At 70.7% G+C, this 14,449-nt stretch carries 13 protein-coding genes; 5 read left to right on the forward strand and 8 right to left on the reverse strand.

Annotation, left to right across the window (positions count from 1 at the left end):
* Positions 1 to 65: 65 nt before the first annotated feature.
* Positions 66 to 1,133, forward strand: coding sequence for an NAD(P)-binding domain-containing protein (locus ISP_RS10030; RefSeq protein WP_013223768.1), 1,068 nt, complete (start codon positions 66 to 68; stop codon positions 1,131 to 1,133).
* A gap of 143 nt (positions 1,134 to 1,276) precedes the next feature.
* Here ISP_RS10030 and ISP_RS10035 read toward each other — a convergent pair whose 3' ends face one another.
* On the reverse strand, positions 1,277 to 2,326 hold the full coding sequence (locus ISP_RS10035) for an aldo/keto reductase (protein WP_013223769.1): 1,050 nt from the start codon (positions 2,324 to 2,326) through the stop codon (positions 1,277 to 1,279).
* A 99-nt stretch (positions 2,327 to 2,425) separates the two neighbouring features.
* Between ISP_RS10035 and ISP_RS10040 the strand changes: the two genes are divergently transcribed.
* The 4 genes from ISP_RS10040 (at position 2,426) to ISP_RS10055 (ending at position 7,037) form a co-directional block, all read left to right on the forward strand.
* Positions 2,426 to 3,001 carry a TetR/AcrR family transcriptional regulator gene (locus tag ISP_RS10040; protein WP_013223770.1) on the forward strand — a complete coding sequence of 192 codons (576 nt, stop codon included), beginning with the start codon at positions 2,426 to 2,428 and terminating at the stop codon, positions 2,999 to 3,001.
* Between the two features lie 288 nt (positions 3,002 to 3,289).
* The gene (locus tag ISP_RS10045; protein ID WP_013223771.1) at positions 3,290 to 4,846 is read left to right on the forward strand and encodes a discoidin domain-containing protein; all 1,557 of its coding nucleotides are present in this window, start codon (positions 3,290 to 3,292) and stop codon (positions 4,844 to 4,846) included.
* Between the two features lie 8 nt (positions 4,847 to 4,854).
* Positions 4,855 to 6,087, forward strand: a complete 1,233-nt coding sequence (locus tag ISP_RS10050) for an MFS transporter (protein WP_013223772.1) — start codon at positions 4,855 to 4,857, stop codon at positions 6,085 to 6,087.
* A complete protein-coding gene (locus ISP_RS10055; protein WP_013223773.1) occupies positions 6,084 to 7,037 on the forward strand; it encodes a TolB family protein in 954 nt (317 codons plus the stop codon). The genes ISP_RS10050 and ISP_RS10055 overlap by 4 nt, the downstream gene beginning before the upstream one ends.
* Here the strand turns inward: ISP_RS10055 and iolD are convergent.
* Genes iolD through ISP_RS10090 form a run of 7 tightly spaced genes read right to left on the reverse strand, consistent with a single transcriptional unit; the run spans position 7,022 to position 14,443 of the window.
* Positions 7,022 to 8,884, reverse strand: coding sequence for a 3D-(3,5/4)-trihydroxycyclohexane-1,2-dione acylhydrolase (decyclizing) (gene iolD, locus ISP_RS10060; RefSeq protein ID WP_013223774.1), 1,863 nt, complete (start codon positions 8,882 to 8,884; stop codon positions 7,022 to 7,024). The genes ISP_RS10055 and iolD overlap by 16 nt on opposite strands.
* A gap of 38 nt (positions 8,885 to 8,922) precedes the next feature.
* Complete coding sequence (gene iolB / locus ISP_RS10065; protein WP_013223775.1) at positions 8,923 to 9,813, reverse strand: 5-deoxy-glucuronate isomerase; 891 nt, start codon at positions 9,811 to 9,813, stop codon at positions 8,923 to 8,925.
* Entirely contained in the window at positions 9,810 to 10,706 is an 897-nt protein-coding gene (locus ISP_RS10070) for a Cgl0159 family (beta/alpha)8-fold protein (RefSeq protein WP_013223776.1), read from the reverse strand. Before ISP_RS10070 ends, iolB begins: the two co-directional genes overlap by 4 nt.
* Complete coding sequence (gene iolC, locus ISP_RS10075) at positions 10,703 to 11,632, reverse strand: 5-dehydro-2-deoxygluconokinase (protein ID WP_013223777.1); 930 nt, start codon at positions 11,630 to 11,632, stop codon at positions 10,703 to 10,705. The genes ISP_RS10070 and iolC overlap by 4 nt, the downstream gene beginning before the upstream one ends.
* Positions 11,629 to 12,408: an ATP-binding cassette domain-containing protein gene (locus ISP_RS10080; protein ID WP_013223778.1), complete on the reverse strand. Its 780-nt coding sequence runs from the start codon at positions 12,406 to 12,408 to the stop codon at positions 11,629 to 11,631. Before ISP_RS10080 ends, iolC begins: the two co-directional genes overlap by 4 nt.
* Positions 12,405 to 13,448, reverse strand: a complete 1,044-nt coding sequence (locus ISP_RS10085) for an ABC transporter permease (RefSeq protein WP_013223779.1) — start codon at positions 13,446 to 13,448, stop codon at positions 12,405 to 12,407. Before ISP_RS10085 ends, ISP_RS10080 begins: the two co-directional genes overlap by 4 nt.
* Positions 13,445 to 14,443 (reverse strand): sugar ABC transporter substrate-binding protein, encoded by a 999-nt coding sequence (locus tag ISP_RS10090; RefSeq protein ID WP_013223780.1) that lies wholly within the window; start codon positions 14,441 to 14,443, stop codon positions 13,445 to 13,447. The genes ISP_RS10085 and ISP_RS10090 overlap by 4 nt, the downstream gene beginning before the upstream one ends.
* Between the last annotated feature and the right edge of the window lie 6 nt (positions 14,444 to 14,449).

The following is a 14,449-nucleotide window of genomic DNA, read 5'->3' on the forward strand; positions in this document are numbered from 1 at the left end:
CCAGCCGGGGCGCCGCTGTGATTCAGCACGCGAAATACCTCTTCGCGCGAAGTGTTGCACCCCCTATGAGCGGCGCGGATCACGAGACGGACGTTGTGGTCGTCGGGGCCGGGCAAGCCGGGTTGTCCGCTGCCTACCACCTGCGGCGGGCCGGGTTCGCCAACCGGACCGGGTTTGTCGTGCTCGACCACGGGAAGCGGGCCGGGGGTGCCTGGCAGTACCGGTGGCCGTCGCTCGTTCTCGGGAAGGTGCACGGCATCCACGACCTTCCCGGCATGGCCTTCGGCACTCCGGACGTGACGCGGCCCGCCTCCGAGGTCGTCTCCGAATACTTTGCGCGCTTCGAAAGCGTTTACGATCTCCCCGTGCTCCGGCCCGTCGACGTTCAGTTCGTGACGCGGGCCGGGGAGCGGCTGGTCGTCTCGAGCCCCGCCGAGTCCTGGACCGCGCGAGCCGTCATCAGTGCCACCGGGACCTGGGACCGTCCCTTCTGGCCGCACTATCCCGGCCAGGAAACCTTCGCCGGGCGGCAGCTGCACACCGCCGACTACACCGGACCCGAAGACTTCCGCGACCGGCGGGTGGTCGTGGTCGGGGGTGGGTCGTCCGCCGTCCAGCTGCTCATGGAGTTCGCGCCGCTCGCCCGCGCCACGGCGTGGGTCACCCGCCGGCCGCCCGTGTGGCGGGACGAGCCCTTCGGCGAGAACTGGGGACGCAACGCCGTCGCCAGGGTCGACGAGCGGGTGCGCGCGGGCCTGCCGCCGGAAAGCGTCGTCAGCGTCACCGACCTCGCCGTGACGCCGGAGGTGCGGGCCGCCCGCGCCGCCGGGATCCTCGACCGGCGGCCGATGTTCGAGCGCATCACGCCCGGCGGGGTCGCCTGGGCGGACGGCTCGCACTTCGACGCCGACGTGATCCTCTGGGCCACCGGCTTCCGCGCGGCGATCGACCACCTCGCGCCGCTGCACGTCCGCGAACCCGGTGGCGGCATCCGGATGGACGGCACCCGGGTGGTGCCGGAGCCCCGCCTGCACCTGGTGGGGTACGGGCCCTCGGCGAGCACGATCGGGGCCAACCGGGCCGGCCGCGCCGCCGTGACGGAGATCCGGAAACTGCTGACTTCGGAGCGGTGAGGGTCTTCGCCGGGAGGCGAAGGTTCGAGTTGCAGGAGCCATGAACCCAAGCTACCGAACATCCGTTCGAATGCCATCGCTGAATCGGGTGATCTTCCGGAAGGGAACCTTTCCGTTGCGGGACAACGAAAAGGACGCCGGTGTCACGCCAAGGCCATGCCTGGAACGCGAGCCCGGATCGCCGCCATGGTCGCCTCGTTCGAGACACCCTGCCAGTCGTACCTGGGCGTGTACGGCGCCGTAAGAGCGCGCACGTCCTCGTCGGTCAATTCGACGTCCAGAGACGCAATCGCGTCGTCGATCTGCTGGACGGAACCGGCGCCGACCAGCGGAGCCGTGACGACCGGCTGCCGGTGCAGCCAGGCCAGGGCGATGGCCGCGCGGCTCACGCCGTGGGCCGCCGCCACCTTTCCGACCGCCTCGACGATCGCGCGGTTCGACGCCTCTTCCGTCGGCGAATACAGCAGGTCCGCGTAAGCACCGTCGGTGCCGGAACGCGCCGTCGACTTCGCGTCGTCCCAGGCGCGGGCCAGCCGGCCGCGGGCCAGGGGGCTCCAGACGATCGTGCCGACGCCCTCGTCCAGGCACAGCGGGATCATCTCGCGTTCTTCCTCGCGGGCCAGCAGGTTGTAGTGGTCCTGCATGGACACGAACCGCGCCCAGCCGTGTTGCTTCTGCAGGTGCAGGGCCTTGGCGAACTCCCAGGCGAACATCGACGACGCACCCAGGTAGCGCACCTTGCCGGCCGTCACCAGGTGGCTGAGTGCTTCGAGAGTCTCCTCCAGCGGTGTCGCGTGGTCGTTGCGGTGGATCTGGTAGAGGTCGACGTAGTCGGTGCCGAGTCGCCGGAGGCTGTGGTCGATCTCGGCCATGATCGCCTTGCGGGACAACCCTTTCCCGTTCGGGCCGGGGCGCATCGGGTGGCGCAGCTTGGTGGCGATCACCACGTCGTCGCGGTCGGCGAAGTCCTTGAGCGCGCGGCCGAGGATCTCCTCGCTGGACCCGTTCGAGTACATGTTCGCGGTGTCGAAGAAGTTGATGCCCGCCTCGAGCGCGTGCTTGATCAGCGGCCGGGCCTGTTCCTCGCCGAGGGACCAGACGGGGTGGCCGCGGTCGGGCTCGCCGTAGCTCATCGCGCCGATCGCGACGGGCGAGACGTCCAAGCCGGTGGCGCCGAGCTTCACGTAACGCATGGGATTCTCCTGACGGGTAACTTACGGAGGATTCTCCGGATCTGACGACAAAACTAGCGGAGGATTCTCCGCATGTCAAAGATGAGGCATGATCGGGGCATGACCGAGGGCACGTACGGCACCCAGCGCAAGGCCGCCGCGCGCAACCGGGTTGCGATCATCGAGGCTGCGCACGAGCTGTTCGCGCAGAACCCGCAGGTCCCGCTGAGCGAGGTCGCGAAGCGCGCCGGGGTCGGCGCCGGCACCCTCTACCGCCACTTCCCGACCCGCGAAGACCTCATCCTCGGGGCGTATCAGCACGACATCGAACGCCTGACGACCACCGCCGACGAGGTGCTGGCCCGGCATTCGTCCGCGAAGGCCGCCTTCATCGAGTGGTTCGAGACGCTCTCGGCCTACATCCGCATCAAGCACGGCCTCGGGGACGCGCTGCACGGCGCGGCCGCCCAGGAGCTGATCAGCGCTTCGTGGGCGCCGACCACCGCGGCGGTCAAGAAGCTCGTCGACGCCTGCGTGGCCGAGGGCACCATCGCGCCCGGGCACGACCCCGCCGACATCATCATGCTCATGAGTTTCCTGTGGCGGGTCGCGAACAACGAAGACGGCGCGGCTCAGGGACGCCGGTTGATCGCCGCCGTCTTCGAAGGCCTGCAGTCACCGCCCCGGTCGAGCTGAGCCGCGCGACGAAAGCGGCGGGGTCCCGGGGCGCGGGGCAGTAGCCCGCTGACCGGCACGCGCGCTGATCAGCGAAGATCGTGAAAAACTCACCCTCTTGACCGATTCAAGGACAAGACAAGTCTTGTCAGCCGGATCACCTCCTCGTTAAGGTCCGATTAGTTAGGAAACTTTCCTAACTGTTTGACCTCCGTTAACCCGACGCCGCAGCCCGCCAGCCACCGCCAGGCCCGTAAGGAGCGCGACGTGCCGTCCACCCGACTACGTCCCTTAGCCCGACTCACCCCGGTGCTCGCCGCCGTGGTGCTGTTGCCGTCCGCGATCGCCGCGGCCGCCACCACCCAGGCCGCCGATGTCCTGCTGTCGCAGGGAAAGCCCGTGGCCACCTCGACGACCGAAAGCTCGTCGTACACCGGTGCCAAAGCCGTCGACGGCAGCACCACCACCCGCTGGGCCAGCGCCGAAGGCGCCGACCCGCAGTGGCTGCGGATCGACCTCGGCCAGTCCGCGAGCATCCACCGCGTCGTCCTGAACTGGGAAGCCGCCTACGCCAAGAAGTACCGCATCGAGGTCTCCGACGACGGCACGTCGTTCACCACGGCCGCCACCGTCGACACCGGGGACGGCAAGATCGACGACCTCGGCGGCCTGACCGCCCGCGGCCGCTTCGTGCGCTTCGTCGGCCTCACCCGCGCCACGAGCTACGGCTACTCCTTCTGGGAGATGCAGGTCTTCGGCACCAACGACTCTTCCGGCGACACGCAGGCCCCGACCACCCCGGCCGGCCTCACCGCCGGCACGGCGACCGCCACGAGCGTCCCCCTGAGCTGGGGTGCCGCCACCGACAACGTCGGCGTCACCGGCTACGACGTCCTCCGCAACGGCACGGCCGTCGCCACCAGCGCGACGACGTCCTACACCGACACCGGGCTCACCCCGAACACGAGCTACACCTACGCGGTCCGCGCGCGCGACACCGCGGGGAACACCTCACCCGCAAGTACGCCGATCACGGTCACGACCGCGGCCGGGAGCGCGGGATTCGTCCTCGCCGCGGCCGGTGACATCGCCGAAAAGTGCACCGCGAGCAGCTCAAGCTGCGTCCACCCCAAGACCGCGAAGCTCGTCGAGAACCTCAACCCCGCGGCCGTGATCACCATGGGCGACAACCAGTACGACGAGCCCACCCTGTCGGACTTCAAGAACTACTACGACAAGACCTGGGGCAAGTTCAAGAACATCACCCACCCGAGCCCGGGCAACCACGAGTCCTACTCGCAGTTCACCGGCTACGACCAGTACTTCGGCGCCATCGCCAAGCCGCAGGGCCAGCGCTACTACAGCTGGGAAATGGGCAACTGGCACTTCATCGCCCTCGACTCCAACGACTTCGTCACCCATGACGAATTCGCCGAGCCGCCCCAGATCACCTGGCTCAAGCAGGATCTTGCCAACAACACGAAGGGCTGCGTCGCCGCGTACTACCACCACCCGCGGTGGAGCTCCGGTGACCACGGTGACAACAAGGACAGCATCGAGCTGTGGAACTTGATGGTGGCCGACAAGGTCGACCTCGTCCTCAACGGGCACGACCACGACTACGAGCGGTTCGTGCCGCAGAACGCCGACGGCAAGGCCGACGCGAACGGCCCGGTCGAGATCGTCGGCGGCAGCGGGGGCGCCGACCTCTACGACCTGAGCCCGGCGCACCCGACGACCGCCAAGCTGCTGAAGACCTTCGGCGTCCTGAAGCTGTCGATGACGGACACCTCGTTCCAGACGCAGCTCATCGGCGTCGACGGCAAGGTCCTCGACAGCAGCCCGGCCTACACCTGCCACCGGTAGGCGCGGGCATGTACATCGCGGCAAGCCGTACCTCGGACCTGGCCTCCGGAACCGACCGCAAACCGGCGCTCAAGCGGGTGTCCGCCAACGTGGTGGCGCTGGGGATGGTCAGCCTGGTCACCGACGTCTCGTCGGAGATGGTCACCGCCGTCCTCCCGCTCTACCTGGTGCTCGGCCTCGGCCTGAACCCCCTGCAGTTCGGGCTGCTCGACGGGCTCTACGCGGGCGCCACCGCGCTCGTGCGGGTGCTCGGCGGGCACCTCGCCGACCGGTGGCGGCGGCTCAAAGCCGTCGCCGGGTTCGGGTACGGCTTGTCCGCGGTGGGCAAGCTCGGCCTGGTCGCGGCCGGTTCATCGGTCGCGGCCATCGGCCTGGTCCTCGCCGCCGACCGCACCGGCAAAGGGCTGCGCACCGGCCCCCGCGACGCGCTGATCTCGCTCAGCAGCGAGCCGGCGAGCCTCGGCCGGTCGTTCGGGGTGCACCGGGCGATGGACACCGTCGGCGCGTTCCTCGGCCCGCTGGTGGCGATGGCGGTGCTCGCCGTGAGCCTCGGCAGCTACTCGAGCGTGTTCGTCACCAGCTTCTGCATCGCGGCCATCGCCGTGCTGCTGCTGGCCCTGTTCGTGCGCGAGCGGCCCGGCAGCGTCGATCGCGCGGCGGTGTCCGCCCGAGCCGCGCTCGGTCTCCTCCGGCAGCAGGACTTCCGGCGGGTGACGCTCTGGGCAGCGCTGCTGGGCCTGGTGACGGTCGGCGACTCGTTCGTCTACCTCGTCCTGCAGCGGCGCTGGGAGATCGCGGCGACGTACTTCCCGCTGCTGCCACTGGGCACCGCCGGGGTCTACCTGCTGCTGGCCGTGCCGCTCGGCAAGCTCGCCGACCGCGCCGGCCGCTGGCCGGTCTTCCTCGGCGGGCACGCGGCACTGTGCCTGGCCCTGGTGCTGCTCTGCGGCCCGCAGGCGGGGCTCTGGCTCGCCGTCGTCGCGCTCGGCCTGCACGGGGTGTTCTACGCGGCCACCGACGGCGTCCTGATGGCCGCCGCCGGCCCGCTCATCCCGGCCGACCTGCGCGCCACCGGGCTGGCCGTGGTGCAGACGGGCCAGGCCGTGGCCCGGATGTGCTCCTCCGTCCTCTTCGGACTGGCGTGGACCCTGTGGGACCTGCGGCCCGCGGTGCTCGTCGCCGCGGTCTGCCTGGCCGCCGTCGCCCTCGCCGCCGCCTTCGCGAAACCGGTGCGCCCGTGAAGAAACTCGTCCTCGCCCTCACCGGCACGGCCCTCCTGCTCGCCGCGGCCGTCACGTACACCCTCAGCGCGCGGCACGGCACCGCGGCCGCCGAACCCGCCGCCGCGGTGACCCTGGCGTCCGGGCAACTGCTGTTCCGCGACACCGCCACCGGTCGCGTCGGCGCCGTCCCGCTCGACGAAACAACGGCGAAACCGCAGCTCAGCGGCCTGAAGTGCGACCGGTTCGCGGTGGCGAAGCAGACGGCGGTGTGCCTGGCGGCCCGGCCCGGGACGCTCCCGGCGATCACCGACGTCCTCGTCCTCGACGACCACCTCGCCGTCCGCCACACCGAAACCGTCCCCGGCACGCCGAGCCGCGCGCGCGTCTCACCGGACGGCAAGCGCGTCGACTGGACGCTGTTCGTCACCGGCGATTCCTACGCGCAGACCGGCTTCTCGACCCGCGCCGGGCTCTACGAGGTCGACACCGGACGGCTGGTCAAAACGATCGAGGAGCTGCCGGTGTTCGTCGGCGACAACCGTTACTTCGCGGCCGACGTCAACTATTGGGGCATCACCTTCGCCGCCGACGGAAACCGCTTCTACGCCACCCTCGGCAGCAAGGGCAAGACGTACCTCGTCGAAGCCGACTACCGGCGTTACCGCGGGAAAACCCTGCGCGAGAACGTCGAATGCCCTTCACTGTCCCCGGACGGCAAGCGGATCGCGTTCAAGAAGAAGGTCGGCGACGGCGGCTGGCGGCTGTTCGTCCTCGACCTCGCGAGCATGCGGGAGACCGAGCTCGCCGAGACCCGCAGCGTCGACGACCAGGCGCTCTGGCAGGACGACCGCACGATCCTCTACGGGCGCGAGAACGCAGTCTGGGCGGTTCCGTCGAACGGCTCCGGAGCGCCGCGGCGCCTGATAGACGGCGCCGCGTCGCCGGCCGTCACTCAGGACCCGAGGTAGCGCACCTGCCCGCCCTTCCCACGCTCGTACTCGTCCCGCCCGGCCAAGTGCTCGGGCACGCCGACCTCCCACCAAGCCCCGGCTTCGGTCCAGCTCGACGGCTGCGTCTTCACCACGACCACCGCCGGACGCTGCTCCGACAAGGCCGCTTCGCGCGCCTGGGCGTACGCTGCCCGAAGGGAGTCCACATCGGACGCCGTGAACACCACGCACCCCAGTGACTCGGCATGGCGAGCGAAGTCGACTCGCGGCGGCGAAACGTGCGAAGTCGTGCAGTCGGCGTAGAAGTTGTTGAACGGCTTTCCGCCCTGACCTTCCTGCAGCCGCGCGATCACCGCGTACCCGTCGTTGTCGCAGACCACGGCGACGAACGGGTGGCCGGCGAACGCGGCCGAGAACAGCTCCGAGTTCAGCATCAGGTACGAGCCGTCACCCAGCAGGGTCGTCACCAGGCCCGGGTGGGCGATCGCCGCACCCCACGCGCCCGACAGCTCGTAGCCCATGCAGGAGAACCCGTATTCGACGTCCATCGAGACCGAGCCGGACCCGCGCCAGCCGCCGATGAGCTCGCCGGGCAGCCCGCCCGACGCCGTCATGACGTAGTCGTCGGCCGCCGAAAGGTCGTTGACCACCCCGACGACCTGCGCGTACGACGGCAGCTCACCCGAAGGAGAGCGCAGCGAGTCGATGTGCGCGTCCCAGGAAGCCCGTTCGGCCGCGGCCCGTGACGTCCACGATGGGTCCACCCGCCAGCTCTCCAGCTGGGCGGCGAGGTCCGTCAGGCCCGCGTCGGCGTCCCCGACGACCGACAGCGCGCCGCGCTTCACCGCGTCGAACCGGGCCGCGTTGAGCGACACCAGCCGGACGTCGGGGGAGAAGACCGTCCAGGACGCCGTCGTGAAGTCCTGCAGCCGCGTCCCCACCGCGAGCACGACGTCGGCCGAAGCCGCGACGACGTTCGCCGACGTCGAGCCGGTGATGCCCAGCGGACCCGCGTGCAGCGGATGCCCGTGCGGCACCAGCGTCCGGCCCGCCGTGGTCTCCACGAGCGGGATCCCGTGCCGCTCGGCGAAGTCGAGCGCGCGCTGCCCCGCGCCGGAGTACCGGACGCCCCCGCCGAGCACCAGCAGCGGGCGGCGGGCGGCACGCAGGACCCCGGCCGCCTCGGTGACCGAACGGCGGTCCGGGCGCGGGCGCGGCGGCCGGTGCGTCACCGGCTCGAACAGCGCGTCGGGGAAGTCGTACGTTTCGGCCTGGACGTCCTGCGGCAGCGCGAGGGTCACCGGCCCGGCGTCGGCCGGGTCCGTGAGCACCCGCGCGACCTGCGGCAACGTCGAGATCAGCTGCTCGGGCCTGCTGATCCGGTCGAAGTAGCGCGAGACCGCGCGGAAGGCGTCGTTCACCGTGGCGGTCGCGTCGCCGAACGGCTCGATCTGCTGCAGCACCGGGTCCGGCGCCCGGTTGGTGAACGTGTCGCCCGGCAGCAGCAGCACCGGCAGCCGGTTCGCGTGGGCGACGCCCGCCGCGGTCACCATGTTCAGCGCGCCCGGCCCGATCGACGACGTCACGACGCCGACCTGCCGCCGGTGCGTGGCCTTCGCGTACCCGACCGCCGCGAGCGCCATGCCCTGTTCGGTGTGCCCGCGCCAGACCGGGATGTCTCCGCGGTGCTCCTCCAGCGCGGTGCCGAGGCCGAGGACGTTGCCGTGCCCGAAGATCGCGAACACGCCGGGGAACAGCGGGACTTCCGCGCCGTCGAGGGTTTCCGAATGCTGGGCGAGGAGCCAGCGGACCAGCGCTTGAGCCGTCGTCAGCTGCTGTGTTTTGCGGGGGCCCGGCCCCCGCACCCCGGCCGGGGGCTCTGCCCCCGGACCCCTGAAGTTGTTCACTGAACAAGCCCTTCGTGACTCGTGACGGGGCACCGCGGGTCGAGGTCCTGCGCCGCCCACGTGTCGCGGACCCAGCTGTGCGCGGGGTCGTCGCAGAACGCCATGGACCGCTCTTCGGCCGGTCCGGCCAGGACGTTCAGGTAGTACATCGGGTAGCCCGGCGCGGCCACGCACGGCCCGTGGTAGCCGCGCGGGATGAGGAAGACGTCGTGGTCGCGCACGGCGACGTCCTCGTCCAGCTCGCCGTCGGCGGTGTACGTCCGGTGCAGGCCGAAGCCTTCGCGGGACGGCGTGACGCCGTCGCGGCCGGCGATGCGGAAGTAGTAGATCTCCTCGTTGACGACCTCGCACTCGGTCGCTTCGTCGTGCTTGTGCGGCGGGTACGACGACCAGTTGCCACCCGGCGTGATCAGCTCGCACGCGTTGAGCTTGTCGGCGTGGTCCCACACCCCGGGCACGCCGAAGTTGGTCACCTGCCGCGTGGCCTGCCCGGCGCCGCGGACCTCCACCGGCACGTCTTCGGCCGGGCCGTACTTCGCGTCGAGACGGCGGGTGCAGCGCGCCATCGGCAGCGCGACCTCGAGACCGTCCGTTGTCGACAACTCGACTTCGGCCTCCCGCGGCACGTACGCGAAGTCCGTCACGCGCGTGAAGACCGAGTCGCGGCCGCGGAGCTCGAAGACCTGCCCGTCCACCCGGACGGTCGCGGAACCGGAAAGGGGCAGCACGAAGGCCTCGAACTCGCCGGTGTGCAGGATCCGCACTTCGCCGGGGGCCAGCGAGAGCACCCGCAGCCCGGAGTACCGCCACCCCGCGGTGTCCGGGGTCAGCCGGACTGGGTCGGCGTCGTCGGACAGTGTCCCGAGTGGACGGTGCAGCTTGCTCACTTCGCGGCCTCCAGTACCTTTGCGGCGGCTTCCACAGCGGCCTCGACGTCACCGCCGGGCGGGTAGAGCAGGGTGCGGCCGACGACCAGGCCGCGCACGACGTCGTGGCGCAGCGTCCGGCCCCACGAGGCCAGGTCGGCGGCCGGGTCGCCCGAGGGCATGCCGCCGAGCACCACCACCGGCAGCGTCGTGGCGCCCAGGACGGCGGCCGAGTCGGTGGACGGCAGCTTCAGCCAGGTGTGCGCCGACGTCGTCCCGAGGCCGGACGCGACGGTGACGGCCCGCGCCAGCGACAGCGGGTCCGTCTGCAGCACGAGCTCGCCTTCGGAACGGGCGTAGGGGAGGGGCTCGATCATCGCGACCAGGCCGTACGCGGCCAGCTCGGTGACGGCGTCGGCGCAGGCCTGCAGCGTCGGGACCGTGCCGGGGTCGGAGGCGACGAGCCGGAGCAGCATCTTGCCGCCGTCGAGGCCGCAGTCGACCAGCGTCCGGGCGTCGTAGCCGGTGAACCGGTCGTCGATCTCCCAGTCCGCGCCGGCCAGGCCGCCGCGGTTCATCGACCCGAAGACGACCTTTTCGTGCAGCGCGCCGAGCAGCAGCAGCTCCTCGATGATGTCCGGAGTGCCGAGGATGCCGTCGACGGCCGGGTTCGCCAGCGCGACGAGCAGCCGGTCCAGCAGCGTCCGCCGGTCGGCCATGGCGAGGGGGTCCTCGCCGACCCCCAGCGCACCGCGGGCCGGGTGGTCGGCGGCGACCAGGAACAGCGTGCCCTGGTCGGACAGCAGCTGCGGACGTCGTTTGCGGGTCGCGTACGCCTGCCGGATCGCTCCCGGGTTCGTCGCGCGGGTGTGCAGCAGGTCCTTCCAGCGCTCGTCGCTCAGCACCGCGGTCACAGCAGCTCCTCGATCTCCCCGGCGGTCGGCATGGCGTCGGCGCAGGCCAGCCGCGACGCGACGAGCGCGCCCGCCGCGTTCGCGTACTCCGCGATCCGCACCGGATCCCAGCCGGACAGCAGGCCGTGGATCAGTGCCCCGCCGAAGCCGTCGCCCGCGCCGAGCCCGCAGACGACCTCGATGCGCTGCGGCGACACCGTCCAGCGGCCCTCCGGCGTCGCCACGAGCACCCCTTCGGCACCCTTCTTGATCACCGCCAGGTGCAGTCCCCGGTCCAGCATCCGGTCCGCGGCGGTGTCCGGGTCCGCGGCACCGACGGCGACCTCCACCTCGGCGCGGTTCCCGACCGCGACCGTGACGTGGTCGAGCATCCCGCCGATCTCGGTCCGTGCGCTGTCGACGTCCGGCCAGAACATCGGCCGGTAGTCCAGGTCCAGGACGGTGTGCTCCCGGCGGCCCCGGGCTTCGAGGATCTTCCGCTGGGTCGCCCGCGCCGGCTCCGCGGAGACGCCGGTGCCGGTCACCCACAGCAGCGGCACCGACGCGACGACGTCCCAGGGCACGTCGTCGTCGGTGAGCGTGAGGTCGGGCGCGATGGGGGAGCGGTAGAACAACAGTGGCGGGTCCGCGGGTGGGTTGAGCTCGCAGAACACCACCGGTGTCTGCAGGTCCGGCGAAGTGCCCACGAAGTCCGGGGAGACGCCGAAGCCGTCGAGGGCTTGGCGCACGTAGTCGCCGAAGCCGTCCGGGCCGACCTTGGTGAGCACGGCCGTGCGCCGGCCGAGCCGCGCGGCGGCGACCGCGACGTTGGTCGCGGTCCCGCCGAGCGACTTGGCGAACGTGCTGACCCCGGCCAGCGGCACGCCGCTCTGTTCCGGGTACAGGTCGACCCCGACCCGGCCGATCGTGAGCGCTTCGAGCGTCACGCCTTCTCCACCTGCCGCAGCTCGTGTTCGAGGGCTTCGAGTTCCGCGCCGCCCGCCATCTGCCGGGTCAGCTCGTTGATGTCGATGTCCTTCTTCTCGTACGACCCGAGCGGCGCGCCCCGCTTGAGCAGCAGGAACCGATCGGCGACGGGGTAGGCGTGGTGCGGGTTGTGCGTGATCAGCACGACGCCGAGCCCGCGATCCCGCGCTTGGGCGACGTACTTCAGCACGACCCCGGCCTGCTTGACACCCAACGCGGCCGTCGGCTCGTCCAGGATCAGCACCTTCGCGCCGAAGTACACCGCACGCGCGATGGCGACGCACTGGCGTTCACCACCTGAGAGCGTCCCGACCGGCTGCTCGACGTCCCGCAGGTCGATGCCCATGTCGGACAACGCCTTCTTCGTCGTCTCCCGGCCCTTCTTGCGGTCGAGCATCTTGAACGGGCCGAACCCGGTCGTCGGCTCGGAGCCGAGGAAGAAGTTGCGCCAGACGCTCATCAGCGGCACGACGGCGAGATCCTGGTACACGGTCGCGATGCCGCGATCGAGGGCCTCGCGCGGCGAGGTGAACCGCACCGGCTCGCCTTCGACGAGGAACTCGCCCCGGTCGTGCTGGTGCACCCCGGCCAGGATCTTGATCAGCGTCGACTTCCCGGCGCCGTTGTCGCCGAGCACGCAGGTGACTTCGCCCGCATTGACCACAGTGGACACCTCACGCAGCGCGATGACGCTGCCGTAGGTCTTCCCGATGTCCCTGACTTCGAGCAAGCTCATCGGCGTACCCTCTCCGCGCGGCGCCGGAAGGCGTTGTTGACCAGGACCGCGGCCAGCAGCATGACGCCGAGGAACAGCATGAACCAGTCGCTGTTCCACTGCGCGAACACGATGCCCTGGCGGGCCATGCCGAAGATCAGCGCGCCGATCGCCGCGCCCACCGCCGAGCCGAACCCGCCGGTGAGCAGGCAGCCGCCGATCACCGCGGCGATGATGTACTGGAACTCCAGCCCGATGCCCTGGTTGGCCTGCACGCTGGCGAAGCGCAGGATGTTGATCGAGCCGACCAGCCACGCGCCGAGCGCGGTGCCCATGAACAGCAGGATCTTCGTGCGCACCACCGGCACGCCGACCGAGCGGGCCGACACCTGCGACCCGCCGACCGCGAAGATCCAGTTGCCGAACCGGGTCCGCACCAGCAGCCACGCGGCGATCGCCGTGACGACGATCCACCAGATGATCGACGACTGGAACTCCGTGCCGCCGACGTCGAACGTGGACGCGAACAGCCCGCCGGCCGACTCGTAGCCGCTGGTCGAGCGCATGCCCGACACCTGGACGGTGTTGGTGACCAGCCGCGTCACGCCGAGGTTGAGCCCCTGCAGGGCCAGGAACGACCCCAGCGTGACGATGAAGCTGGGCAGCCCGGTCTTCATCACCAGCCAGCCGTTGAACGCGCCGACGCCGAGCGCGAACGCCAGCGACGCCAGCAGCGCGAGCCAGACGTTCCAGCCCGCCTGCGTCGCCAGGATCGCGGTGACCAGCGACGTCGACGCCGTCATCACGCCCGCGGACAGGTCGAACTCGCCGCCGACCATGAGCAGCGCGACCACGACGGCCATGATGCCCAGCGTCGAGGAGTCGTCGAGCCAGGTCGCCACGCCCAGCGGGCTGAGGAACTGGCCGGTGACGACGGAGAAGAAGACGAACACCAGCACCGCGCCGAGGAGCGCGCCGATTTCGGGGCGCACCACCAGGCGGTCGGTCAGGCTCTTCTTCGCGACGCGCTCGTCGGGCTGCGCTTGGATGGCTGCGGTCATCGCGTGCCGCGCTGCGCGTACGGGGCGATGGTGTCGATGTTGGTCTTGTCGACGAAGCCCGGGCCGGTCTGCACCGGCTTGCCGCCGCCGATGGTGTTGCCGTTCTCCTTGTACAGCTTCAGGAACACGATCGGCAGGTAGCCCTGCTCGTACTGCTGCTGGTCGACGGCGAAGAGGATGCTGCCGTCCTTGATCGCGGCGACGACGTCGGCGTTCAGGTCGAACGTGGCCACCTGGGCCTTGGAGCTCGCTTCCTTCGCCGCGGCGACGGCGCGGGCCGCGACCTGCGAGTTCAGCGCCAGCACGGCGTCGATCGACGGGTCGGACTGCAACGCGCCGCGGATCCGGGCCTGCGCGTCGGTCGGGTTGGAGATGTCGACCTGCAGCGTCGTGACGTTGCCGAAGGTCTGCTTCGCGCCGTCGCAGCGCTGGTTCTGGCCGATGTTGCCGGCCTCGTGGATGACGCACAGCAGCTTCGTCTTGCCGGCCGCCTTGAGCCGCTGGCCGGCGCCCTGGCCCGCGAGGCCTTCGCTCTGCCCGACGTGGGCGATCGCGCCGAACTGGGCGCTGAAGTCCTCGCCGGAGTTGATGGTGACGACCGGGATGCCGGCCTTCACCGCGTTCTGGATCGACGTCTGCAGCGCCTGCGGGTTGGCCATCGAGACGACCAGGCCGCCGACCTTCTGCGCGACCGCGTTGTCGATCAGCCGGGCCTGGTTGCCCGGGTCGCCGTCGGAGAAGTAGTCGACGCCGACGTTCAGATCCTTGCTCGCCTGCTCGGCGCCGTTCTTCACCACGTTCCAGAAAGCGTCGCCGGCGCTGCCGTGGGTGACGACGGCGACCTTCAGCGGGCCGCCCGTGCTGGGGGCCGCCGCCGAGGGGCTGCTGCCGGAGCTGCTCTTCGAGTTGTCGGCGCTCGGGCCGCTGCAGGCGGAGAGGATCAGCCCGGCGGCGGCGATCGCCGCCACACCGGCCAGCTTCTTGAAAGTAAACACAGTCAC

This window comes from Amycolatopsis mediterranei, from assembly GCF_026017845.1.
GTDB classification, from domain to species: Bacteria; Actinomycetota; Actinomycetes; order Mycobacteriales; family Pseudonocardiaceae; genus Amycolatopsis; species Amycolatopsis mediterranei.

What these genes read in the sequence shown, in the direction of transcription:
- ISP_RS10030 (WP_013223768.1), top strand. Translation starts at nt 66, where the DNA reads ATGAGCGGCGCGGATCACGAGACGGACGTTGTGGTCGTCGGGGCCGGG.
- ISP_RS10035 (WP_013223769.1), bottom strand. Translation starts at nt 2,326, where the DNA reads ATGCGTTACGTGAAGCTCGGCGCCACCGGCTTGGACGTCTCGCCCGTC.
- ISP_RS10040 (WP_013223770.1), top strand. Translation starts at nt 2,426, where the DNA reads ATGACCGAGGGCACGTACGGCACCCAGCGCAAGGCCGCCGCGCGCAAC.
- ISP_RS10050 (WP_013223772.1), top strand. Translation starts at nt 4,855, where the DNA reads ATGTACATCGCGGCAAGCCGTACCTCGGACCTGGCCTCCGGAACCGAC.
- ISP_RS10080 (WP_013223778.1), bottom strand. Translation starts at nt 12,408, where the DNA reads ATGAGCTTGCTCGAAGTCAGGGACATCGGGAAGACCTACGGCAGCGTC.
- ISP_RS10085 (WP_013223779.1), bottom strand. Translation starts at nt 13,448, where the DNA reads ATGACCGCAGCCATCCAAGCGCAGCCCGACGAGCGCGTCGCGAAGAAG.